This is a genomic window from Leptothrix sp. (in: b-proteobacteria), from assembly GCF_965250675.1.
Classification (GTDB): domain Bacteria; phylum Pseudomonadota; class Gammaproteobacteria; order Burkholderiales; family Burkholderiaceae_C; genus Sphaerotilus.
The window spans coordinates 127,972-150,150 of record NZ_CBDFPH010000011.1; the positions used below are offsets into that span (position 1 = coordinate 127,972).

Below are 22,179 nucleotides of genomic sequence, written 5' to 3' on the forward strand. Positions count from 1 at the left end.
CGAAAAAGCAAAATGTGACCCATCGGAAGTTAGCCCAAAAGCTGGCCAGACGGCCACTTTATGCTTAACGGGACAAGACGAAAAAACCCCGAAATACGGGGCTTTGGCGGAAGCGGTGAGATTCGAACTCACGGTGGGGTCACCCCCACGGCAGTTTTCAAGACTGCAGCCTTAAACCACTCGGCCACGCTTCCTTCGCTGCACCGTCCCCGGTGCGCGAGCGGCGGATTGTGGCAGATTGCCGGGCGCGGCTCAACCGGGCGCCTGTGCCTGATCGCACGGCACACTGATGAGTTCTCGGCGGCCACCGTCGATGCGGGCCGCGGTCAGCGCGCCGCCCCAGACGCAGCCGGTGTCGAGCGCCAGCAGGTCGTCGCGCTGCAGCGCGCCCAGCGTAGACCAGTGGCCGAACGCGATCGGCACGCCGGCGGTGCGGCGCCGGGGCGCATCGAACCAGGGCAGCAGGCCGGGCGGCGCGCTGTCGGCGCTTTCCTTGAGCTTGAAATCGAGCGTGCCGTCGGCGCTGCAGAAGCGGATGCGGGTCAGTACGTTGATGACGAAGCGCCAGCGGTCGGCGCCCTGCAGCGCATCGTCCCAGCGCGCGGGTTCGTTGCCGTACATCACGGCCAGAAAGGCCGGCAGGTCGGCGCTGCGCAGCAACTGGTGCACTTCGTCAGCCAATGCCAGTGTTTGATCAGCGGTCCACTGTGGCACGACACCCGCATGCACCATCAGCCAGCCATGCGCTCGCACCGCCAGGGGTTGCTGGCGCACCCAATCGAGCCAGTGCTCGCGACGAGGGCTCTGCAGGATGGGGGCGAGCGTATCGCTGCGGTGCTCGCGCCGCACACCATGCGCAACGGCCAGCAGGTGCAGATCGTGGTTGCCGAGCAGGCAGGTCGCGGCATCGCCCAGGCCGGACAGCCGCTCCAGAACGGGCAGCGACTGCGGCCCGCGGTTGACCAGATCGCCCAGGATGTAGAGCCGATCACGCGAGGGCGAGAAGTCGATTTTTACCAGCAGGCGCTCGAATGCGTCGCAGCAGCCTTGCAGGTCACCAATGAGATAAATCATGGGGCGCGATTCTGCTACGCTGCCAGCCGCTTTGACTTTGGCGCGGGCTGTGCTCCGTGCCCGCTATGGACGTTGCATTACTGATTTTTCTCATCCTCATCAACGGCTTGTTCGCCATGTCGGAGATGGCGCTGGCCTCCAGCCGCAAGGCCCGGCTGCAGGTCTTCGTTGAATCCGGTGACACGGGCGCACGTGCGGCGATGGCGCTGCACGACAACCCGACGCAGTTTCTGTCGACGGTGCAGATCGGCATCACGTCGATCGGCGTGCTCAACGGTATCGTGGGTGATGCAGCTTTTTCGGGGCCGCTGGCGCAATGGCTGGTCAGCACCCTGCCGGTCACGCACTCGGCGGCTGAAATCGGCGCCACGGCGCTGGTGGTGGTGATCATCACGTTCATCACCATCATCTTTGGCGAACTGGTGCCCAAGCGCATCGGCCAGTTGCACCCCGAAACGGTGGCGCGCCTGATGGCCAAGCCGATGAACGGCATCTCGATTGCCGCCAAGCCCTTCGTCAAGCTGCTGTCGGGCACGACCCAGGCCGTGCTCAGCCTGATGGGGGTGCGCGACACCGGCAGCCGGGGCGTGACCGAAGAAGAAATCGCCGCCAGCCTGGAAGAAGGTCTGGATGCGGGTGTGATCGAGGCGCACGAGCACCAGATGGTGCGCAACGTCTTCCGGCTGGATGACCGCCAGATCGGCAGCATGATGATTCCGCGCGGCGACATCGCCTGGCTGGATGCGGCCGGCAGCCGCGAGCAGATCCTGGCGGTGCTGGTCGAGCACGGCCACTCGCGCTACCCGATCTGCCGCCACGGACTCGACGATGTGCTGGGTGTCGTCACCGCGCAGCAACTGCTGATGCAGCTGGCGCGCAGCAGCGAACTGTCGCTGATCGACGCCATGCAGCCCGCCGTCTTCGTGCCGGAGACCCTCTCCGGCATGGAATTGCTGGAACACTTCCGTGGTTCAGAAGTGCAGATGGTGTTCGTGGTGGATGAATACGGCGTCGTGCAGGGCGTGATCACGCTGCGCGATGTGCTCGAAGCCATCACCGGCGAGTTCACGCCCGCGCTGGCCGAGGATGCCTGGACGGTACAGCGCGACGACGGCTCGTGGCTGGTCGACGGCCTGATTCCCGTGCACGAATTGAAAGACCGCCTCGGCCTCAAGCAACTGCCCGATGAGGACCGCGGCCGCTACAACACCCTGGCCGGCATGGTCATGCTGCTGCTGGGCCGCCTGCCGCAGACCACCGACGTGGTCGAGTGGGACGGCTGGCGCTTCGAGGTGGTCGACCTTGACGGCAAGCGCGTCGACAAGGTGCTGGCCAGCCGACAGACCCCGAACGAAGACAACTCATGAGCCAAGACAACTCGAAATCCGCCCCCGCTGCAGCCCCCGTGGCGGGCCTCTACCGCGACCTGGTCCTGCTCGACCCCCGGCTGCACGCCGGCAAGCGCGTGACATCCATTCAGGACTGGCGCATGGCCCGCGAGACCAACGCCGTCGCGCTGACGGTGTCGGAATTTGCTGCCGCCGCACGCGAGGTGCCGATAGGCTTCGTGGTGGCGGGCGTCGACGACACCGGCCGCCAGCGCCTGAGCGCCGTCGCGCTGCTCGGCCTGCAGGACAAGCAGAACCTGTTCGTGACCGCAGACGGCCGCTGGGACGCCCAGTGGCTGCCGGGCTACCTGCGCCGCTTCCCGTTCGCCTACGTGCGCACCGACACCGAGCGCTACAGCCTCGCCGTCGACCAGGCCTGGGCCGGCTTCAATGACGCGGACGGCGAACTGCTGCTGACCGACACCAGCGAACCCACCGACTACCTGCAGGCCGTGATGCGATTCCTGGACCGCTACGAGCAGGACCTGGCCACCACGCAGCAGCTGTGCGACAAGCTGGTCGAGCTGAACCTGCTGCGCGGCGCCGAGATCAATGGCGAACTCGCCAACGGCCAGAAAATCCAGGCTGGCGGCTTCTTCATGGTCGACCACGCCAAGCTGAGCGCCCTGCCCGACGCCACGGTGCTGGAAATGCACCGCAACGGCATGCTGGGCCTGATCCACGCACACCTGCTGTCGATCGGCCAGATCGAGAACCTGGCCCGCCGCATCACCGGCTGATCACCAACTCACTTCGCGGTCGGGCGTAGAGCCGATCTTGTGGATCGACAGGTCGGCGCCCTCGAACTCTTCTTCCTGACTCAGGCGCAGGCTGGTGAAGGCGCGGATCGTGCCGTAGACCGCCAGGCCGCCGCCAAACGCCCAGACCACCGCCAGCAGCGTGCCCACCGTCTGGCTGGCGAGACTGACGCCACCCATGCCGCCCAACGCCGTCTGGCCGAAGATGCCACAGGCGATGCCGCCCCAGGCGCCACACAGCCCGTGCAGCGGCCAGACGCCCAGCACATCATCGATCTTCCATTTGTTCTGCGTCAACGTGAACAGGCTGACGAAGATGGCGCCGGCAATGCCGCCCACCACCAGCGCGCCCGCCGGGTGCATCAGGTCCGAGCCCGCGCAGACCGCCACCAGACCGGCGAGCGGTCCGTTATAGGTGAAGCCGGGATCATTCTTGCCCATCAGCACGGCCACCAGCGTGCCGCCCACCATCGCCATCAGCGAATTGACCGCGACCAGGCCGGAGATCTTGTCGAGCGTCTGCGCGCTCATCACGTTGAAGCCGAACCAGCCCACGGCCAGGATCCACGCGCCCAGCGCGAGAAAGGGAATGCTCGACGGCGGGTGCGCCGACATCGCCCCATCCTTGCGGTAGCGGTTGGCGCGTGCGCCCAGCAGCAGCACGGCGGCCAGGCCGATCCAGCCACCGACGGCGTGCACCACCACGCTGCCGGCGAAGTCATGGAACTCGGCGCCGAACGCGCCCTTGAGCCACGCCTGCAGGCCGAATTTCTGGTTCCAGGCCACGCCTTCGGAGAGCGGATAGATCACGCCGACGATCACGGCCGTGGCGATCAGTTGCGGACCGAAGCGCGCGCGCTCGGCAATGCCGCCCGAGACAATGGCCGGAATCGCCGCAGCGAAAGTCAGCAGGAAGAAGAACTTGACCAGGTCGTAGCCGTTCCTGGCCGCCAGCGCCTCGGCCCCGGTGAAGAAGTTCACGCCGTAAGCCACGGTGTAGCCGACAAAGAAATAGGCCACGGTCGAGACCGCAAAGTCGACCAGGATCTTGACCAGCGCATTGACCTGGTTCTTCTTGCGCACCGTACCGAGTTCCAGGAACGCGAACCCCGCGTGCATGGCCAGCACCATGATGGCGCCCAGCAGGATGAACAGCGCGTCAGCGCCTTGTTTGTAGGTATCCATGAATCGATCTGAAGGTTGGATATGCACCTGGCAGGCGCAAAGCGCACCAATAAAGCAAATCACGTACCCAACACGGTGCAACTGCCGGGCCTGAATGCATCGATGCGTCGCACCACAACAGCGCAAAAGCATTTTCTTGGACGCACGAATTCAGTGCGATCAAAACAACCAGGAACCATCTTGGTGCCTGAGCGGATTCGCTCCTCGGGTAAACACCCGATCGGCACCATGCTGCACCGCCGCATGCAACTACAATGCGCCCCGGCATGCCTGCACCAGTCAGGGCATGACAGTCGTTTCTGACTCCCACGCCTCCGGTAGGGCCTGAGACTGGCGCTCGCGCAAGGCGAGGCTGCAGACCCGATCGACCCGCCCTTGAGCGGTACCCCCCTGTCTCCATGACTTTTGACGATCTGGGCCTGGCCCAGCCGATCCTCCGTGCCGTGCACGAAGAAGGCTACGAAATCCCCACCCCGATTCAGGCGCAAGCCATTCCTGCGGTGCTCGCAGGCGGCGACCTGCTGGCAGGTGCCCAAACCGGCACCGGCAAGACCGCCGGCTTCACGCTGCCGCTGCTGCACCTGCTGGCCGCCGGCGAGCCGGCCAAGAACCGCAATGGCCGCAACGCCATTCGCGCGCTGATCCTGACGCCCACGCGTGAACTCGCCGCCCAGGTCGAGGAAAGCGTGCGCACCTATGGCAAGTACCTGCCGCTCACCAGCATGGTGATGTTCGGCGGCGTCGGCATGGGCCCGCAGATCGAGCGCCTGCGCAAGGGCGTCGACATCCTGGTGGCCACCCCGGGCCGCCTGCTGGACCACCACCAGCAAGGCACGCTCGACCTGAGCCAGGTGCAGTTCTTCGTGCTGGACGAGGCCGACCGCATGCTCGACATGGGCTTCGTGCACGACATCAAGAAGGTGCTGGCCATCATCCCGGCCAAGAAGCAGAGCCTGCTGTTCAGCGCCACCTTCAGCGACGAGATCAAGACGCTGGCCGACCGCCTGCTCAACAAGCCGCAGGTGATCGAGGTCGCGCGCCGCAACACCACCGCCGAGACCATCGCCCAGCGCGTGATCAAGGTCGGTCGCGAGAACAAGAAAGACCTGCTGGTCCACCTGATCAAGAGCCAGAAATGGGAGCAGGTGCTGGTCTTCACGCGCATGAAGCACGGCGCCAACCGCCTGTGCGAGTTCCTGAACAAGAACGACATCAGCGCGATGGCGATCCACGGCAACAAGAGCCAGGGTGCGCGCACCAAGGCGCTGGCCGAGTTCAAGACCGGTGACCTGACCGTGCTGGTGGCGACCGACATCGCCGCGCGCGGCATCGACATCGACCAGCTGCCGCACGTCATCAACTACGAGCTGCCCAACGTGCCGGAAGACTACGTGCACCGCATCGGCCGCACCGGCCGCGCGGGCGCGCAGGGCGAGGCGCTGTCGCTGGTCTGCGTCGACGAAGACGGCTTCCTGGCCGACATCGAGAAGCTGATCAAGCGCAGCATTCCGCGCGAAATCATCGCCGGCTACGAGCCGAACCCGAACGAGCGCGCCGAGCCGATCCAGATCGGCCGCCGCACACTCAACGGCAGCGGTGCCCCTGCGGGCCGTGGCGGCCGCAGCCATAACGGCGGCGGTGGCGGTCAAGGCCAGCCGCGCAGCGGCCAAGGTGCGGGTCGTGGTCAGGGCGGTCAACGCGCTGGTGCGCCCGGCCAGGCCCCGCGCCCGGCCAATCACGGTGGCCACCGCACGCCGGGTCAACGCTCCTCGCAAGGCGCGCCCAGCCGCGTCCCGGGTCGCCCGCGCGAAGACTGATCCGCGTCAACACTTGTTGACCTGAGCCTGCTGACAGCGGGCCGCCTGACCCGCAACGGGTCAGGCCGGTGGCATGCTGGGACCTCCATGTTCCCGGGCTGCCACCATGCAAATCCAATTTCTGGGCGCCGCTGACGGCGTGACGGGTTCGCGCCACCTGGTCACCACGGCTGCGGGCGAACGCGTGCTGCTCGACTGCGGCATGTTCCAGGGCTTCAAGGCGCACCGCGTGCGCAACTGGGCGCCGCTGGCCGTGCCGCCGCACGAGATCGATGCGGTCATCCTGAGCCACGCCCACCTCGACCACAGCGGCTGGTTGCCCGCGCTGGTCAAGCAGGGCTTTCGCGGCCCGATCTGGTGCAGCGCCGCCACGCGCGACCTGGCCGAGATCATGCTGCTGGACTCCGCCCACCTGCAGGAAGAAGACGCCCACCGCGCCAACCGGGGCGGCTGGTCACGCCACCAGCCGGCCAAGCCGCTCTACACCAAGCGCGATGCCGAACGGGCGATTTCGCAACTGCAGCCGGTGGCCACGCTCAAGACCTGGCAGGCCACCCCGTCGCTGCAGGCGCTGCTGACGCCTGCCGGCCACCTGCTGGGCGCCTGCTCCATCACCGTTACCGACAGCGAGCGCACGCTGGTGTTTTCCGGCGATATCGGCCGCGACGACGATCTGCTCATGCCACCGCCGCAGACCGTGGCCGCGCACGCCGACGTGCTGCTGGTGGAGAGCACCTACGGTGACCGCTTGCACACGACCGAGGACAGCCAGGCGCGGCTCGGCGAGATCATCCGCCAGACCGTGCACCGGGGCGGCAAGGTGCTGATCCCGACCTTCGCCGTGGGCCGCGCCCAGGCGCTGATGACGGTGCTGCAGCGCCTGCGCCGCGCGGGCGAGATTCCGGCAGATCTGCCGGTCTACCTCGACAGCCCCATGGCGCAGCGCGCCACGCTGGTCTACAACAGCCACCGCAAGCTCATGCGCCTGTCGGCCGCCGAAGCGCGCCAGATGGGCGACAAGGTTCATCTGGTCCAGACGCCGCAGGAATCGCAGCGGCTGAGCCGCCAGCGCTGGCCGTCGGTGATCCTGTCATCGAGCGGCATGGCCACCGGCGGGCGGGTGCTGCAGCATCTGGCCGCGCTCGCTCCCAACCCGCACAACGCAGTGGTGTTTCCCGGCTTTCAGGTCGGCGGCAGCCGGGGCGACAAGCTGGTGCACGGCGCCCATGAAGTGAAGATCCAGGGCCAGTACGTGGCCGTCAAGGCCGAGGTCCATCACCTGGAAGGCTTCTCGGGCCATGCGGATGCCGACGGCCTGATGCAATGGCTCAGGAAACTGCCGCACGCGCCCGGCCAGGTGCTGGTGGTGCACGGCGAGCCGGCGGCGTCCGATGCGCTGCGGCTGCGCATCGAGGAAACACTCGGCTGGCCGGCCCGCGTGCCGCAGCACGGCGAGGTGCTGGCGTTCTGACCTCAGGGCATCGAACCATCGTCACGGCGCATGACGGGCGCCGCCGCAGACATCTTCTTGACCGGCTTGTCGCGCTGTACCGCGCGGGCTTTCTTGACCGGCCTGGTCTTTCCGGCAGCCGTGGCCTTGACCGGTTTGACCGCCTTCTTCGCCGTCAAGGCAGTGGCCATCGGCTTCTTGACCGCCTTGTTCTTGCTGGCGTCCGCCTTCTGGGCTTTTTGCACCTTCTGCACCTGAGCGTTCGGCTTCTTGAGCACGGCAGGTGCCGTCGCGTTCTGCGCCATCGCCAGCGGGGCCAGCAGGGTCAGGCTCAACAGGGCCAGCAGGGATTGCAGGTGTCGCATGGTGATCTCCTCGGGGGTTGAAAAATTCAGTCGAAGCGGCCTTCGCGCAGCCACTTGGTGGCCACCCACTTCTCGCCGCTGATGACCGGCGCGCCGCCGTGCAGCGTGCGCGTCTGTGGATGCGGGCGGTCGTAGCTGAAGAAGACCGCATGGCCTTGCAGGGGCGCGATCTCCAGCTGCACATCGGGGAAGGTGGTGCCGCCGCCCTGCTCTGGCGTGTTCAGGTACATCACCAGCGTGCCCACGCGCTGGCCGCCGCGCTTGAGGATGGTGGGCGTGCCCGGCTGCGCGGGGTCGAAATAGTCATAGTGCGGTTTGTACTCGGCGCCGGGCAGGTAGTGCAAGACCTGCAGACCCTCGCCACGCTCGACCGGCCAGTGCAGCAGCGCGGCAATGCGCGCCTCGATGCGCTCGATCAACGCCGTCTCGCCCCGGCTGAAGAACATGCCCGAGCTGGTGCGCGCGGCGTTCACCTCGCTGCCGCCAGTCTCGTTGTCGACCGTCTGCGAGCGCGCCGTGCGCGGCTGCGCCAGCGCCACCACCTGCGCGCATTCTTCGGCGCTCAACAGGCCGCCGAACACCACCACGCGCGGGTTGTGCAAGTTCATCAGCACCTGCACCTGGCGGTCATGCGCCCAGACGCTGGCGGGCGAGTTCTCCAGCGCCGGCGCGGGCAGCGCCACTGCGGTGGGCGCCTGCGGCTCGGCCACCACGGCGGTGGCGCGGGTGCGCTCGGCCAGGTGGTCGCGCAGCGTTTCCTCCAGCGCGGCAATCGCCACGTCCTCCAGCCAGCCCGAGGCCAGCATGGCCTGCAGCACCGCGTCCGGCGTGTGGCCGGCGGTAGCTTGTTCGATGATCCAGCGCCGCAATTCGGGCGTGACAGTCTGGTCGCTCATCTCTTCCTCCCTTTGAATTCCTCAGGCCTCCAGCCGGCGGCGGAACACCAGCCGGTCGGCGCTGGATGTGTCGGCGTCGCAGGCATAGCCGTCCAAATCGAAGCCCTGCAGCTGCTCGACGCGCTGCAGGCGCTGCGTGATGGCGTAGCGCGCCATCAGCCCGCGTGCGCGCTTGGCGTAGAAGCTGATGATCTTGTAGTCGCCGCCCTTCCAGTCCTCGAACACGCAGTCGACCACGCGCGCCTTCAGGCTCTTGCGCAGCGCGGCACGGGCGTATTCCTGCGAGGCCAGGTTGACGATCACCGGCGCGGCGGCCTGGGCCTGGCGGTGGTTGAGTTCAGCGGCAATCGTGTCGCCCCACCAGCTGTAGAGATCCTTGCCGCGCGGGTTGGTCAGGCGCGTGCCCATCTCCAGCCGGTAGGGCTGCAACGCGTCCAGCGGCCGCAGCACGCCGTAGAGGCCCGACAGGATCACCAGATGATCCTGTGCCCAGGCCAGGTCGGCTTCGCTCAGGCTGCCGGCGGCCAGACCGTCGTAGACATCGCCGTTGAACGCCAGCAGCGCCGGCTTGCTGTTGGCGGGCGTGGCCTTGGAGCGCCAGGCGGCGTAGCGGGCCACGTTGAGGCTGGCGAGCTTGTCGGACAGCGTCATCAGGCTGGCAATCTGCGCAGACGTCTGCGTGCGCAGCACGTCGATCAACTCGGCCGCCTCGGCGTGGAACTTGGGCCGGGTGGCGGCCACCGTGGTGGGCGTGTCGTAGTCGAGCGACTTGGCAGGCGAGAGCAGAAACAGCATGGGCAGAGGAAACCGGCAAAGGGAAGGCGGCAGCGCGAACAGCGCAGGTGATTATCAGCGCCGCGACAATCGCGCCATGTCTGCGCCTGTAACCGTTTTCCACCCTCCCGCCCAACCCTGCCCTTGCGGCAGCGGCGCCACGCTGGCGGCCTGCTGCGGCCGCTTTCATGCCGGTGAGCTGCACCTGCAGGCGCCCAGCGCCGAGGCGCTGATGCGCTCGCGCTACAGCGCCTTCGTGCTGGCTGAATCACCGCCCATGCGCGACTACCTGCGCGCCACCTGGCACGCCCGCACCCGCCCGGCGGAGATCGAGCCGCCCGAGCCCGGCTTGCGCTGGCTGGGCCTGAGCGTCAAGCGCTGCGCGGTGCAGGACGCCGACCATGCCACGGTCGAGTTCATTGCCCGCAGCAAGCTGGCGGGGCGCGCCCACCGCCTGCACGAGACCAGCCGCTTCGTGCGCGAGGGCGAGCGATGGTTCTACCTCGACGGCGACCTGCATTCCTGATCCGGAGAACCGCATCCATGACCCCTGCCCAGATCCAGCGCTTCTTCACCGTCCTGCACGACGCCAACCCGATGCCGGCGTCGGAGCTGGAATACAGCTCGGTGTTCGAGCTGCTCGCCGCCGTGCTGATGTCGGCCCAGGCCACCGACGTGAGCGTCAACAAGGCCACCCGCCAGCTGTTCCCGGTGGCCAACACCCCCGCCAAGATCGTGGCGCTGGGCGTCGAAGGCGTGATGGGCTACATCCGCACCATCGGCCTGTTTCGCAACAAGGCGAAGAACCTGGTAGAGACCAGTCGCATCCTGCTGGAACAGCACGGCGGCCAGGTGCCACGCAGCCGCGAGGCGCTCGAAGCCCTGCCCGGCGTCGGCCGCAAGACCGCCAACGTGGTGCTCAACGTCGCCTGGGGGGAGCCGACCTGTGCGGTCGACACCCACCTGTTCCGCCTCGGCAACCGCACCGGGCTGGCGCCGGGCAAGACGCCGTACGAGGTCGAGATGAAGCTGCTCAAGCGCATCCCGAAGGAATTTGCCGTGGACGCCCACCACTGGCTGATCCTGCACGGCCGCTACATCTGCCAGGCGCGCAAGCCGCGCTGCTGGGAATGCAGCGTGGCCGACTGCTGCGACTTCAAGCCGAAGACGGCGGCGCCTTGAGCGGCGGATCAGTGATCAGCGCCCGTCACACCGTCGTGCGCAGCCCCAGTTTGTCGAGCAGCGCGCGATCGCGATCGGCCTGCGGGTTGCCGGTGGTCAGCAGCTTGTCGCCATAGAAGATCGAGTTGGCGCCGGCCAGGAAGCACAGCGCCTGGAGGGCCTCGCTCATCTGCTCGCGCCCGGCTGACAGACGCACGCGCGCCGTCGGCATGGTGATGCGGGCGACCGCGATGGTGCGCACGAACTCGAACGGATCGAGCTTGTCCACGCCCGCCAGCGGCGTGCCTTCGACCTGCACCAGCTCGTTGATGGGCACCGACTCCGGGTACGGCGTCAGGTTGGCCAGTTGCGCGATCAGGCCGGCGCGCTCGGTACGGCTCTCGCCCATGCCGACGATGCCGCCGCAGCAGACCGACATGCCCGCCGCGCGCACATGCGCCAGCGTGTCCAGCCGTGCCTGGTAGTCGCGGGTGGTGATGACGCGGCCGTAGGCCTCGGGCGCGGTGTCGAGGTTGTGGTTGTAGTAGTCGAGGCCGGCATCCTTCAGGCTCAGCGCCTGGGTTTCAGTCAGCATGCCCAGCGTGCAGCAGGTCTCCAGGCCCAGGCCCTTGACGCCCACGATCAGCTCGGCGACTTTCTCGATGTCGCGGTCCTTGGGCTCGCGCCACGCCGCGCCCATGCAGAAGCGGGTCGCGCCCTGCGCCTTGGCGCCCTGGGCGGCTTCGAGCACCGCGCCGATGTCCATCAGCTTGCTGGCCTCGACGCCGGTGTCGTAGTGGACTGATTGCGGGCAATAGCCGCAGTCCTCGGGACAGCCGCCGGTCTTGATCGACAGCAGCGTGGAGAGCTGCACCTCATTGGCCTCGAAGTGCGCGCGGTGCACCTGCTGGGCCTGCCAGAGCAGGTCGTTGAAGGGCAGCGCGAACAGCGCCTCAATCTGCGTGACGCTCCAGCGGGCGTCGGCGGCCGACTCGACGGGCTTGAGCGGGCGGACCAGGGTGATCGGCTGGGAGGTCGAGGATTCTTGCGTCATGAATGCTTTCAGCGCAGCGGCGAGGTCTGCTCGGGGTTTTCGGGGTGGGCGCGCAGTTCCTTGACGCGGTTGGCCTCGTCCATGAACACCAGCTTGGGCGCGTGGCCGGCCACTTCAGCCTCGGTCACCAGACCGAAGGCGGCAATGATGATCAGGTCGCCCACGGCGGCACGGCGCGCCGCCGAGCCGTTCAACGAGAAGATGCCGCTGCCGCGCGGCGCCTTGATCGCGTAGGTGACGAAGCGTTCGCCGTTGTTGATGTTCCAGACGTGGATCTGCTCGTTCTCGCAGAGGTTGGCGGCGTCCATCAGGTCTTCGTCGATGCCGCAGGAGCCTTCGTAATGCAGCTCGCAGTGGGTGACGCTGGCGCGGTGGATCTTGGATTTCAGCAGGGTACGAAACATGGCGCCTCAGGCAGAAGTCGTTGAAAAACGCAGGCGCGCACCATAACCCAGCGCGGCCGGCCAGGTGGCAGCGGTCGGCAGGTCACGGTCCAAGCCGCGCAGCAGGTTGGCCCAGCCGGCATGGCCGACGATGAGGCGGGGCGACGCCTCCACCTCCGCCACGAACGCCGCCACCCGCGCCCGCATCGCCTGCAGGCTCTCGCCGCCGCCGGGCGCGTGGGCGGCGAAATCGGCCTCCCACGCCGCCACCTCGGCGTACGAAATCTGCGGCCAGCGCAAGCCGTCCCAGGCGCCGAAATCCAGCTCGATCAGCCGGTGGTCGATGCGATGCGTCCAGCCCCAGCGGCGCAACCAGCGGCCCACGTCGGCGCAGCGCCGCAGCGATGAGGTGTGGACGACACGCGGCAGACCTTCACGACGGGCCGCCGCGCGCACCCGATGCGCCAACCGCTTGGTGCGGCGCGGGTCGACGGCCAGGTCGGTGCGGCCGATGCAGCGGCCCGCCGCACCGATGGGGCGCGGATGGCGCCAGAAATGAATCTCAGCCACCCGACGCTCCCGCATGCAAGGCCGCCAGCCAGCCCAGATACGCCGCCAGCTCCGTCAACTGCTGCGCTGCGCCCAGCGTGTCGCCGGTGTAGCCGCCCAGGCGCTGGTGGAACCAGCGGCGGCAGAAAGCGGTCATCAGCGCCAGGCCCAGCAGCGCGGTGGCCAGCGTGGTCCCAGCCACGCCTGCGGCCAGCGCCGCGCCGCACGCCAGCGCGCCCCAGCCCAGCGCCGCGGCCAGGCCGGCGTGGGACACCTGCTGCGCCATCGGCTTGGCCTTGGCATGCTCGGCGTCACCCGCATACGGCAACAGCCGCAACAACAGCACTGGCACGACGCGTGAGGCGGCGTGCGCCCACACCAGCGCCAGCGCCGCCTGCGCCAGGTTGACGCTAGCCAGCCCCTGCAGCGCCACCGCCTTCAGCCCCAGCACGCCGACCAGCCCGAGCGCGCCGTAGCTGCCCAGGCGCGAGTCCTTCATGATCAACAGCGCCCGCTCACGGCTGACCGTGCCGCCCAGGCCGTCGCAGGTATCGGCCAGCCCATCTTCATGGAAGCCGCCCGTCAGCCAGACCGTGGCCGCCATGCTCAGGCCCACTGCCACGGTGATTGGCCAGAGGGCGCTGCCCAGCAGCAGCACGCCCGCCGCCACCACGCCGACAGCGGCACCCACCGCCGGGTAATGGCGCGCGCTGGCGTGCATCCACTCCGGCGTGTAGCCGACCCAGCGCGGCACCGGCACGCGGGTGAAGAACTGCAGCGCGATGAAGAACAGGCGCAGCTCGTGCGTCAGCCCCCGCAGCGGATTCATGGCTCAGCCCGCCTGGTCGCTGACGCCGGCGGACTCGAAGCTCGCCATCTGCGCCAGGATGCGGCAGGCCGACTCCAGCAGCGGCCACGCCAGCGCTCCGCCCGAGCCTTCGCCCAGGCGCAGGCCCAGGTTCAGCAGCGGCTTGGCGCTCAGCTGCGCCAGCATCAGCTGGTGGCCGGCTTCGTCGGACTGGTGCGCGAACACGCAGCGCTGCAGCACGGCCGGCTGCAGGCGTGCGGCCACCAGCAAGGCGGCGCTGACGATGAAGCCGTCCACCACGATCACGCGCCGCTCGGCCGCAGCCTGCAGGAGGGCGCCGACCATCATGGCGATCTCGAAACCGCCCATGGCCGCCAGCGCGTCCAGCGGCTCGGTGGCCTGCGCGTGCACTTCCATCACGGCGCGCAGCACGCTGGTCTTGTGCGCCAGCGCCAGGTCGTCCAGCCCGGTGCCCCGGCCGACGCAGCGCGAGATCGGCTCGCCGCTCAGCCGCGCCAGCAACAAGGCGGCGGCCGAGGTGTTGCCGATGCCCATCTCGCCCAGCAGCAGCGCATTGCCCGGCAGGCTGCACACCACGTCGCGGCCGGCGGCGATGGCCGCGTCGCGCTGTTCGGGTGTCATGGCCGGGCCGGCCATCATGTCAGCGGTGCCGGGGGCGATCTTGCGCAGCTGCAGGCCGGGGCGCGGCGCAAAGTCGTGCCGCACACCGGCATCGACCACCGTCAGCGCCAGCCCGTGTTGCCGCGCCAGCACGCTGACCGCTGCACCGCCGGCCAGGAAGTTCTCGACCATTTGCCAGGTGACGTCGCTCGGATACGCCGACACGCCGCGCGCCGCCAGGCCGTGGTCGGCAGCAAACACCACCAGCTGCGGGTCGACCAGCGCGGGCCGCTCGCGGCCCTGGATCAGCGCCAGCCGCAGGCCGAGCGCCTCCAGTTGGCCGAGCGAGCCGAGCGGCTTGGTCTTGCGGTCGATCTGGTGCTGCACGCGCGCCGCCAGGCTGAAATCATGCAGGTCTTCGATGGTGGGGATCAGGGGCGTGAGGGTCATGAGATTCTTTCGGGGGTCAACAGGTTCATCAGCGCGCCGGGCGCGAAGTGCGCGTCGGCAAAGTCGGCCAGGCCGTCGAACACCGCGTCGAGCGTGCGCACCTGCGCGCCGAACAGCGCGCGCAGCACGGCGGGCGACTCGAACAGGCCGTGGGCGTAGAGGCCCAGCACGTTGCCGCTGTGGCCGTTGACGCCGGATTGCCAGCCGATCACCTCGCCGCTGTCGCTGTGCAGCGCCTCAGCCGCCGGCGCCATGGCCGGATGCGCCACGCTGCGGCCGTGGTGGATTTCATAGCCCTCGAACGCGACGCCGGCCAGCGCCGACCACACGCCCGCCGGTCCCCCCGTCAAAGCGCCAAAGCGCGCCTGGGTCGGGCGCAGCAGCTTGTCCGCCTCGAAGCGCGTCACCAGCGGCAGCAGGCCCAGGCCGGGGCCGCTGGCGTCCAGCGCGGCCACGCCTTCGACGCCGTCCAGATCGATCAGCGCCTCGCCCAGCATCTGCAGGCCGCCGCACAGGCCCAGCACCGCGCCACCGGCGGCGGCATGGCGGGCGATGGCCGCGTCCAGCCCCTGCGCGCGCAGCCAGGCCAGATCGGCGCGGGTGCTCTTGGAGCCGGGCAGCACGATCCAGTCGGCGCCCGCCACATCGGCCGGGCTGCGCGCCCAGAGCAGCTGCACGTCGGGCAGATTGGCCAGCGGCTGGAATTCGTCCAGATTGCTGATGCGCGGGTAGGCGATCACGGCCACGCGCTGGCCCGCGACCGAGCCGCTGCCACTTCTTGGGGTTGTGGTGCCGTACCAGCCGTCTTCCTCGGGCAGGCCGTGGTCGCGCCACATCGGCAGCACCGCCACGGTGGGCACGCCGGTGAGCGCCTGCAACTGCTGCGGCCCCGGCGCCAGCAGCGCCGCGTCACCCCGGAATCGGTTGAGCACGAAGCCTCGGATCAGTGCCCGCTCATCGGCCGGTAGCAACTGGTGCGTGCCGTAGAGGTGGGCGAAGGCGCCGCCGCGGTCGATGTCGGTCACCAGCAGGCAGGCGGCCTGCACCTCGCGGGCGGTGCGCATGTTGACGTAGTCGCTGGCGTGCAGGTTGATCTCGGCGGGCGAACCGGCGCCTTCGATCACGACCACGTCGTTCTGCGCCTCAGGAGCCATCAGCGCCTGCAGCGCGGCGCGGGCGTGCGGCCAGAGCGCCTCGCTGCGCTGGCGCCACGGCACCTCGGCCAAGTCGCGGCGCACCTCGCCCATCACCACCACCTGGCTGCGCGTGTCGGCCTCGGGCTTGAGCAGGATGGGGTTGTGCTGCACGCCCGGCGCACAGCGCGCGGCCAGCGCCTGGAAGTACTGCGCGCTGCCGATCTCGCCCATGCGCTGCGCGCCGTCCGGGCCGATCAGGCCGGGCACGACGCGCGCGTTGTTGCTCATGTTCTGGGCCTTGAACGGCGCCACCTTGAGGCCCTGGCGCGCATACCAGCGGCACAGCGCGGTCGCCAGCCAGCTTTTGCCGGCACCACTGGTGGTGCCGAGCACCATCACGGCTCGGGCGGTCATGGCTCAGTCCTCGATGCCGCGCTGCGCCGGCACGCCGGCGTTGTAGTGGTGCTTGATGAGCGTCATTTCGGTCACGGTATCGGCCAGCTCGATCAGCTCGGCTGGCGCCTGCCGCCCGGTCAGCACGACGTTGACATGCGCCGGGCGCTCGCGCAGCGCCTTGAGCACCGGCTCCAGCGGCACCCAGCCGTAGCGCAGCGGGTAGGTGATTTCGTCGAGCACGACCATGAAGTGCTCGCCCGCACGAATGGTGGCCTCGGCGCGCTGCCAGCCTTCGAGCGCGAGCTGGGCCGAATGCTCCAGATCCTGGCTCTTCCAGCTGAAGCCGTCGCCCAGGCCTTCGATGGGAATGCCCAGCTGCTCGAACATGCGGTGCTCGCCGAAGCGGGCGCTCGGCACCTTCATGAACTGATAGATCTTGACCGGCTTGCCGCGCCCGTGCGCCCGCAGCGCCAGACCGAAGGCCGCCGTGCTCTTGCCCTTGCCGTCACCGGTGTGGATGAGCACGAGGCCCCGGCGCTCGCCGGTGGGTTTGGGGCCGCTGCAGGCGTCGACGGGGGGTTGTTCGATTTGCATGAGGTTCGTCCAGTCAGTGAAATTCAACGGCCCAGCTCGGGCACCGCGACCCAGTGCGCGCCGAGCCGTTCGATGCGGATGGCGTGGTGAAACACCTCGGCCAGCGCGGCGTGCACCGCCGGGTCATCGCTGCGGCCGGTGGCGCGGACGTGGCCCGCCGCCAGCACGATGACGCGGTCAGCGGCCAGCGCCAGGCTCAGGTCATGCAGCACGCTGACCACCACCTGCGTGGATGCCAAAGCCTGCATCAGCCGCACCAAGGCGACCTGATGCGGCGGGTCCAGGTGCGTGGTCGGCTCGTCCAGCAGCAGCACCGGCGCCTGCACGGCCAGGGCGCGGGCCAGCAGCGCGCGCTGGCGTTCGCCGCCGGACAGCTCGGCCAGCCGGCGGTGCTGCCAGTCGGCGCATTCGGTGTCGCGCATGGCCTGCTGGACGATGGCTTCGTCGCGCACGCCGGGCGCACCGAACAGGCCCAGGTGCGGCAGACGGCCCAGGTGCACCACGTCGCGCACGGTGAGTTCGCCGCTGGCGTCGCTCTGCTGCGCCAGCCAGGCCAGGCGCTGCGCACGCTCACGCGCCGACCAGCTCGCCAGCGGCTGCCCAGCCAGCGTCACCGTGCCGGACGTGGCCGGCAGCAGCCCGGCCAAGCCGCGCAGCAGCGTCGATTTGCCCGCGCCGTTGGGGCCGACGATGGCGGTCCAGCCGGGCTCGAAGCCCAGCGTGATGTCGCGCAGCACCGGTGCGCCGCCGGCCACGGGCGCGAGTTGCAGGCGCTCGCAGGACAGCATCATCCCGTCAGCCCCCGCCGCCGCAACAGCCACAGCAGATAGCAGCCACCGAAGACCGCCGTCAGCACGCCCACCGGCAACTCCTGCGGCGCGATCACGCTGCGCGCGGCCACGTCGGCCACCAGCAGCAGCGCGCCGCCCATCGCCGCGCTGGCGATCAGGCGATAGCCGTGCGTGGCATGCACGAAGCGCCGCACCAGATGCGGCGCCACCAGCCCCACAAACGCCACCAGCCCGGCCTGCGCCACCGCCGTGCCGGTGGCCAGCGCCATCAGCACCACCAGCGCGGCGCGCAGGCGTGGCAGCGCGAGGCCCAGGCTGGCGGCGCTGTCTTCGCCCAGCGTCAGCGCGTCCAGCACGCGCGACAGGCGCCAGACCAGCGGCAGGCAAAGCGCCAGCACCGCAGCCAGCACACCAACGCTGCTCCAGCCCAGAAAGCCGGTGCTGCCGAGCAGAAAGGCCTGCTTGCCGCGCAGCGCCTCGGGCGACAGCATGGTCACCAGATCATTGACCGCGCCCAGCAGCACGCCCACCACCACGCCGGCCAGCAGCAGCCGCGTGGTGTGCTCGGCGCCGCGTGCCAGCAGCAGCGTGACACTCACGCCCAGCAGCGCACCGGCAAACGCCGCGCCAACCAGCCCGAAGCGCGCCAGCAGCCCGGCGCCCGCCAGGCTCAGTCCCGTGCCCACCAGCGCACTGGCCGCCAGCACCAGGACCACACCCAGCGAGGCACCGGCCGCCGAGCCGAGCAGGTACGGGTCCGCCAGCGGATTGCGGAACAGCCCCTGCGCCAGCGCGCCGGCCAGCCCGAACAGCGCGCCCACCAGCCACGCGCCGACGCTGCGCGGGGCGCGGATCTGCCACAGGATGAGGTCGGCGCCCACGTCGCCCGTGGCCGTCAGATCAGCCAGGCCGCCAGCCCTCGCTGCCCGCCAGCAGGCCGCCGAGCAGGCCCAACGCGCTGACGATCAGCAGCCCCATGGCAAGCCGGCGGCGGCGGCGCTGTTCGTGCTCGCTCATCTTGGTGGCGGCAGGCCGGCCAGACAGTCGGCCAGCAGGAGGGCGGCCTCGCCCAGGCGCGGGCCGGGGCGCACCAGCACGTCGTAAGGCGCGGGGGCGAAGCCGCAGACCTGGCCGGTTTTCAGGCCACGCAGGCGGTCCCAGCCGGGGCGGCGCGGCATCTCGGCGGTGTAGCGCTCGGCGGCCATCAGCACGTCGGGCTGGGCACGCACGACAAATTCAGGGTTGAGCTTGGGGAACGGTCCCAGCTCCGGGCCGACGATGTTGCCCAGGCCGAGCCGGGCCAGCGTCTCGCCGATGAAGGACGACGCGCCAGCCGCGTACGGCGTGGACGCGATCTCGAAATAGACCCGCTTGCCACGCCACGCGGCGGGCACGCGCTGGGTGGCACGGGCCAAGTCAGCGTTGATGCCGGCCCACAGCGCCTCGGCCCGCGCCGGCTCGCCCAGCAGGCGCGCCAGCAGCGCGAGGGAGGACTGCACCTCGGCATGCGTCTCGGCCTGCACCACCACGACCTTGAGGCCGAGCGCTTCCAGCCGCTCGATCACGCGCGCCGAACGCGCCGCCAGCACCACATCGGGCCGCAGCGCGACGATGCGCTCGACCTGCGCGTCCTCGAGCCCGCCCAGGCGCGGCAGGCGCTCGATGCTGGCCGGCCAGTTGGAGTAGCGGTCCACGCCGACCAGCCGCGCGCAGGCGCCCAGCGCGCAGACGCTCTCGGTGATCGACGGCAGCAGGCTGACGATGCGCTGCGGCGGCGCGGGCCACTGCTGGGCCACGCCGCGCGCATCGGTGATCTGCACCGGTGCGGCTTGCGCCACGACAGCGAGCAGCCACCAACTCAATGAGAAAAGAAGACGTTTCATCAGACGCAGTCCAATTCAGGCCGAACGCTTCACCGGCAACTCCAGCCCCGCCACCATCAGCGTGACGTGCGGGCACAGCGCGGCCACACGCTGGTGCAGGCTGCCGAGCGCATCGAGAAACGCACGGGTCTCGCGCCCCAGCGGCGCCACGCCGAGGCTGATTTCGTTGGACACCAGCACGACCGGGCCGGGTGCGGCGGGCAAGGCGGCGCAAAGCTGGTCGATCTGCGTGGCCACCTCGTCCGCAGCAGGCACAGGCCCATCAAGCGGCATCAGCAACTGCGTGAGCCAGAGCGTGAGGCAGTCGATCACGATCAGCCGCTGCGGCGCGCTGTGCTGGCGCAGCGCCGCGCCCAGGGCGGCGCTGACCTCCAGCGTGGCGAGCGCCGGCACGCGCTGGGCACGGTCTTGGCGGTGACGCTCGATGCGCAAGCGCATCTCATCGTCACCGGCCAGGGCCGTGGCCAGCAGCAAGGCCTCACGGCCCCCGCCCCGCGCCAGCCAGGCGGCAGCGCGCGCTTCAGCGGTGCGCGACTTGCCGCTTTTCTGGCCACCGAGGAGGAGTTCGTGGGGCGTCATGCTGACTGCTTTCTCTTGGCGGGTCCGATCAGAAACGCCAGCGCGCGGCGGCGTTGACGGTGCGACCGGCTTCCGGGTAGATGCTCTGCGTCACACCGGCCGTGCAGCCGAAGGCCTGGGTGTAGTGCTTGCGATCAGTCGCGTTGCCCACGCCCACGCTCAACTCGCCCGCCGTCAGCTGGTAGGCGTAGCGCAGGTCCAGCGTGGTGATGGACGGCATCGAGCAGCTGTTGTTGAAGTCGGGGTGGCGCTGCGAGGCGTAGAACAGGTTGGCCGCCAGCTGATGCTGGGCCGCCACCTGCCAGTCGGCGCCGACCGACGCGGTGCGGTGCGACGTCAGGGGCACCTGCTTGCCGGCGTAGGTGCCCGACAGGAAGCGCGCGTCACGCCATGCCAGGTTGGCGCGCAGTTGCACGGCCCGGGTCAGGCTGTGGCTGGCGTCGAACTCCACACCCTGGCGGCGCGTCGGGTCGAAGTTGACGTTGGCACCGAAGGGCGTGGTGGTGTCGAACGGGCCGAAAGCCAGCGGGTCGTAGCCGATCTCGTTCTTGAGCTTGTTGCGGTAGGCGCGCAGTTCCAGACGGGTGGCCTCCAAACGCCAGCGCGCACCGATTTCGGTGTCGCGCGAGGTCTGCGGGCTGAGGTCGCCGCCCTGGGCCGCGTAGTTGTACTCGTCGGCATTGGCGAGCCGGAAGCTGTTGCCGACACGGGCAAACACGCTCAACTGCTCGGACACCGGCTGCACCACGCCGAATTCCCAGGCGCGCTGGCGGCGGTCGAGCCCCAGGCCGCTGTCGTTGCCCTTCTGGATGGACTCGCTGCGGGCGCCCGCGCTCAGGCGGGTGCCGCCCGCCAGCGTCAGCTCGTCACGCAGGTAGACGGCCTGGTTGTCCTGCGTCGACACGCTGCCGAACGAGCCCTGCACCGTGCGCCGCCACTCGCCACCGTCCACCCCGACGATCAGGCTGTTGCCCAGGCCCGCCAGCGTGCCGCGGTGACGCGCACGCAGGGCGTAGTTCTGCGACGCCACGTCGTAGTCGTAGCGGGAAGCGCCGAAAGAGCTGACCGAGACGCTGCGCAGCGCCTTGTCGCGCACGCCGAAGTCGAGGCCCAGCTCCCAGTCGCCCAGCCGCGCTTCGCCCAGCAGCGTGGTGCGGGCGTTGCTGATGCTGGCGCGGTTGTCCGGCGAGGTGGTCTGGCGCGGGTTGCTGGCGTACTGCGCGGCGGTCAGCGCACCGGGTAGACCGGTTTCGAGCTTGTCGGCGGCGTGGCGCACGGCCAGACGCAGGTCGTCGCGGCTCCATTGCGCGCCGATCGAGCCGCCTCGGGCATCGGACTTGAAGTTGTCGCGGTGGTTGTCGGCGGTGCGCTGGTTGCCGGCCACGTCGAGCGAGAAATCGCCTTCGGCGAGGGTGGCACTGGCGCGCGCCTCGCGGGTGTTGAAGCTGCCCACGCCGCCGTAGAGTTGCGCCCGGTTGCTGCGCGCCACGCCGCGGCCGGCCTTGGTGGTGACGACGATCACGCCACCGGTGGCGCCTTCGCCGTAGAGGACGGTGCCGCTGCCACGCAGCACTTCGATGCGGTCGACGGTGTCGATCGCGATGCCGGCCAGGCGGCTGCCGCTCAGGTCGGCCTCGTTAAGGCGTACCCCGTCGACGATCACGATCTGGTTGCTGCCGGACGTGCCGCCGAAGCCGCGCAGGTCCAGTGCGTAGTCGCCGCCGCCGTAGAAATCCAGCCGGCCGGGCACGCCCAGCAGCTTCATCACGGCTTCGTTGACGGTGGTGACACCGGAGCGCTCGATCTCACGCGCCGTGATGACGCTGACGCCGAAGGGCAGGGTCTGGGCGTCGTCGTTGAAACGAGTCCCGGTGACCACGACTTGTGGCAGGGCGGTCTGGGCGATCGCAGGGCCGGCAGCACCGGCAAACAGGGCGACCAGCGCCGTGCCCACCATGGACAGACGCGCAGGAACAGGCGCACGCAGCGCCGTTGAACAGAAATTCATGGAAGGATCAATACACAGGCATGTGTCGGTGTCCCGCTTCCCCGCAGGCACTGACGACG

At 69.3% G+C, this 22,179-nt stretch carries 23 protein-coding genes, 1 tRNA gene and 1 pseudogene; 7 read left to right on the forward strand and 18 right to left on the reverse strand.

Annotation, left to right across the window (positions count from 1 at the left end; all coding sequences use genetic code 11):
* Positions 1-104: 104 nt before the first annotated feature.
* Both AC5IG3_RS14945 and AC5IG3_RS14950 read right to left on the reverse strand, forming a co-directional pair.
* Positions 105-194, reverse strand: a tRNA-Ser gene (locus tag AC5IG3_RS14945).
* Positions 195-252: 58 nt separating this feature from the next.
* Positions 253-1,074: a symmetrical bis(5'-nucleosyl)-tetraphosphatase gene (locus AC5IG3_RS14950; protein WP_491907092.1), complete on the reverse strand. Its 822-nt coding sequence runs from the start codon at positions 1,072-1,074 to the stop codon at positions 253-255.
* Positions 1,075-1,139: 65 nt separating this feature from the next.
* On the opposite strand from AC5IG3_RS14950, the gene AC5IG3_RS14955 reads away from it, so the two are divergent.
* Both AC5IG3_RS14955 and AC5IG3_RS14960 read left to right on the forward strand, forming a co-directional pair.
* Complete coding sequence (locus AC5IG3_RS14955) at positions 1,140-2,441, forward strand: hemolysin family protein (RefSeq protein WP_491907093.1); 1,302 nt, start codon at positions 1,140-1,142, stop codon at positions 2,439-2,441.
* Positions 2,438-3,202, forward strand: coding sequence for a SapC family protein (locus AC5IG3_RS14960; RefSeq protein ID WP_491907094.1), 765 nt, complete (start codon positions 2,438-2,440; stop codon positions 3,200-3,202). The genes AC5IG3_RS14955 and AC5IG3_RS14960 overlap by 4 nt, the downstream gene beginning before the upstream one ends.
* Here the strand turns inward: AC5IG3_RS14960 and AC5IG3_RS14965 are convergent, their stop codons facing one another.
* Positions 3,203-4,405 (reverse strand): ammonium transporter, encoded by a 1,203-nt coding sequence (locus tag AC5IG3_RS14965; protein WP_491907095.1) that lies wholly within the window; start codon positions 4,403-4,405, stop codon positions 3,203-3,205. It abuts the gene before it with no gap.
* 21 nt (positions 4,406-4,426) lie between these two features.
* Between AC5IG3_RS14965 and AC5IG3_RS14970 the strand changes: the two genes are divergently transcribed.
* From AC5IG3_RS14970 to AC5IG3_RS14980, 3 genes are all read left to right on the forward strand, one after another.
* The gene (locus tag AC5IG3_RS14970) at positions 4,427-4,708 is read left to right on the forward strand and encodes a hypothetical protein (protein ID WP_491907096.1); all 282 of its coding nucleotides are present in this window, start codon (positions 4,427-4,429) and stop codon (positions 4,706-4,708) included.
* Positions 4,709-4,803: 95 nt separating this feature from the next.
* Positions 4,804-6,222, forward strand: coding sequence for a DEAD/DEAH box helicase (locus tag AC5IG3_RS14975; protein WP_491907097.1), 1,419 nt, complete (start codon positions 4,804-4,806; stop codon positions 6,220-6,222).
* A 106-nt stretch (positions 6,223-6,328) separates the two neighbouring features.
* Positions 6,329-7,693, forward strand: coding sequence for an MBL fold metallo-hydrolase RNA specificity domain-containing protein (locus tag AC5IG3_RS14980; protein ID WP_491907098.1), 1,365 nt, complete (start codon positions 6,329-6,331; stop codon positions 7,691-7,693).
* Positions 7,694-7,695: 2 nt separating this feature from the next.
* On the opposite strand, the gene AC5IG3_RS14985 is transcribed toward AC5IG3_RS14980, so the two are convergent.
* From AC5IG3_RS14985 to yaaA, 3 genes are read right to left on the reverse strand one after another with little or no spacing between them, the layout of a single operon-like run.
* Positions 7,696-8,037 carry a hypothetical protein gene (locus tag AC5IG3_RS14985; protein WP_491907099.1) on the reverse strand — a complete coding sequence of 114 codons (342 nt, stop codon included), beginning with the start codon at positions 8,035-8,037 and terminating at the stop codon, positions 7,696-7,698.
* A gap of 26 nt (positions 8,038-8,063) precedes the next feature.
* The gene (locus AC5IG3_RS14990) at positions 8,064-8,933 is read right to left on the reverse strand and encodes a 2OG-Fe(II) oxygenase (RefSeq protein WP_491907100.1); all 870 of its coding nucleotides are present in this window, start codon (positions 8,931-8,933) and stop codon (positions 8,064-8,066) included.
* Positions 8,934-8,954: 21 nt separating this feature from the next.
* The gene (gene yaaA, locus AC5IG3_RS14995; protein ID WP_491907101.1) at positions 8,955-9,728 is read right to left on the reverse strand and encodes a peroxide stress protein YaaA; all 774 of its coding nucleotides are present in this window, start codon (positions 9,726-9,728) and stop codon (positions 8,955-8,957) included.
* 76 nt (positions 9,729-9,804) lie between these two features.
* Between yaaA and AC5IG3_RS15000 the strand changes: the two genes are divergently transcribed.
* Together AC5IG3_RS15000 and nth are read left to right on the forward strand one after the other, a co-directional pair.
* Positions 9,805-10,233, forward strand: a complete 429-nt coding sequence (locus AC5IG3_RS15000; RefSeq protein ID WP_491907102.1) for a YchJ family protein — start codon at positions 9,805-9,807, stop codon at positions 10,231-10,233.
* 17 nt (positions 10,234-10,250) lie between these two features.
* Positions 10,251-10,889: an endonuclease III gene (gene nth / locus AC5IG3_RS15005; protein WP_491907103.1), complete on the forward strand. Its 639-nt coding sequence runs from the start codon at positions 10,251-10,253 to the stop codon at positions 10,887-10,889.
* A gap of 25 nt (positions 10,890-10,914) precedes the next feature.
* Here nth and bioB read toward each other — a convergent pair whose 3' ends face one another.
* From bioB to AC5IG3_RS15065, 12 genes and pseudogenes are all read right to left on the reverse strand, one after another.
* Positions 10,915-11,922, reverse strand: coding sequence for a biotin synthase BioB (bioB, locus tag AC5IG3_RS15010; protein ID WP_491907104.1), 1,008 nt, complete (start codon positions 11,920-11,922; stop codon positions 10,915-10,917).
* 8 nt (positions 11,923-11,930) lie between these two features.
* Complete coding sequence (panD, locus tag AC5IG3_RS15015; protein WP_491907105.1) at positions 11,931-12,326, reverse strand: aspartate 1-decarboxylase; 396 nt, start codon at positions 12,324-12,326, stop codon at positions 11,931-11,933.
* 6 nt (positions 12,327-12,332) lie between these two features.
* Entirely contained in the window at positions 12,333-12,875 is a 543-nt protein-coding gene (locus AC5IG3_RS15020; RefSeq protein ID WP_491907106.1) for a histidine phosphatase family protein, read from the reverse strand.
* Positions 12,868-13,683, reverse strand: coding sequence for an adenosylcobinamide-GDP ribazoletransferase (locus tag AC5IG3_RS15025; protein WP_491907107.1), 816 nt, complete (start codon positions 13,681-13,683; stop codon positions 12,868-12,870). Before AC5IG3_RS15025 ends, AC5IG3_RS15020 begins: the two co-directional genes overlap by 8 nt.
* A gap of 3 nt (positions 13,684-13,686) precedes the next feature.
* A complete protein-coding gene (gene cobT, locus AC5IG3_RS15030) occupies positions 13,687-14,733 on the reverse strand; it encodes a nicotinate-nucleotide--dimethylbenzimidazole phosphoribosyltransferase (RefSeq protein WP_491907108.1) in 1,047 nt (348 codons plus the stop codon).
* Entirely contained in the window at positions 14,730-16,283 is a 1,554-nt protein-coding gene (locus AC5IG3_RS15035) for a cobyric acid synthase (protein ID WP_491907109.1), read from the reverse strand. The genes cobT and AC5IG3_RS15035 overlap by 4 nt, the downstream gene beginning before the upstream one ends.
* Before the next feature lie 3 nt (positions 16,284-16,286).
* The gene (cobO, locus tag AC5IG3_RS15040) at positions 16,287-16,859 is read right to left on the reverse strand and encodes a cob(I)yrinic acid a,c-diamide adenosyltransferase (protein ID WP_491907110.1); all 573 of its coding nucleotides are present in this window, start codon (positions 16,857-16,859) and stop codon (positions 16,287-16,289) included.
* Between the two features lie 23 nt (positions 16,860-16,882).
* Entirely contained in the window at positions 16,883-17,650 is a 768-nt protein-coding gene (locus tag AC5IG3_RS15045; protein WP_491907111.1) for an ABC transporter ATP-binding protein, read from the reverse strand.
* Positions 17,647-18,667: pseudogene (locus tag AC5IG3_RS15050) on the reverse strand (FecCD family ABC transporter permease). Before AC5IG3_RS15050 ends, AC5IG3_RS15045 begins: the two are co-directional and overlap by 4 nt.
* On the reverse strand, positions 18,664-19,533 hold the full coding sequence (locus AC5IG3_RS15055; RefSeq protein WP_491907112.1) for an ABC transporter substrate-binding protein: 870 nt from the start codon (positions 19,531-19,533) through the stop codon (positions 18,664-18,666). The pseudogene AC5IG3_RS15050 and the gene AC5IG3_RS15055 overlap by 4 nt, the downstream one beginning before the upstream one ends.
* Positions 19,534-19,548: 15 nt before the next feature.
* The gene (locus AC5IG3_RS15060) at positions 19,549-20,112 is read right to left on the reverse strand and encodes a bifunctional adenosylcobinamide kinase/adenosylcobinamide-phosphate guanylyltransferase (RefSeq protein WP_491907113.1); all 564 of its coding nucleotides are present in this window, start codon (positions 20,110-20,112) and stop codon (positions 19,549-19,551) included.
* 28 nt (positions 20,113-20,140) lie between these two features.
* The gene (locus AC5IG3_RS15065) at positions 20,141-22,120 is read right to left on the reverse strand and encodes a TonB-dependent receptor (RefSeq protein WP_491907114.1); all 1,980 of its coding nucleotides are present in this window, start codon (positions 22,118-22,120) and stop codon (positions 20,141-20,143) included.
* Positions 22,121-22,179: the final 59 nt, after the last annotated feature.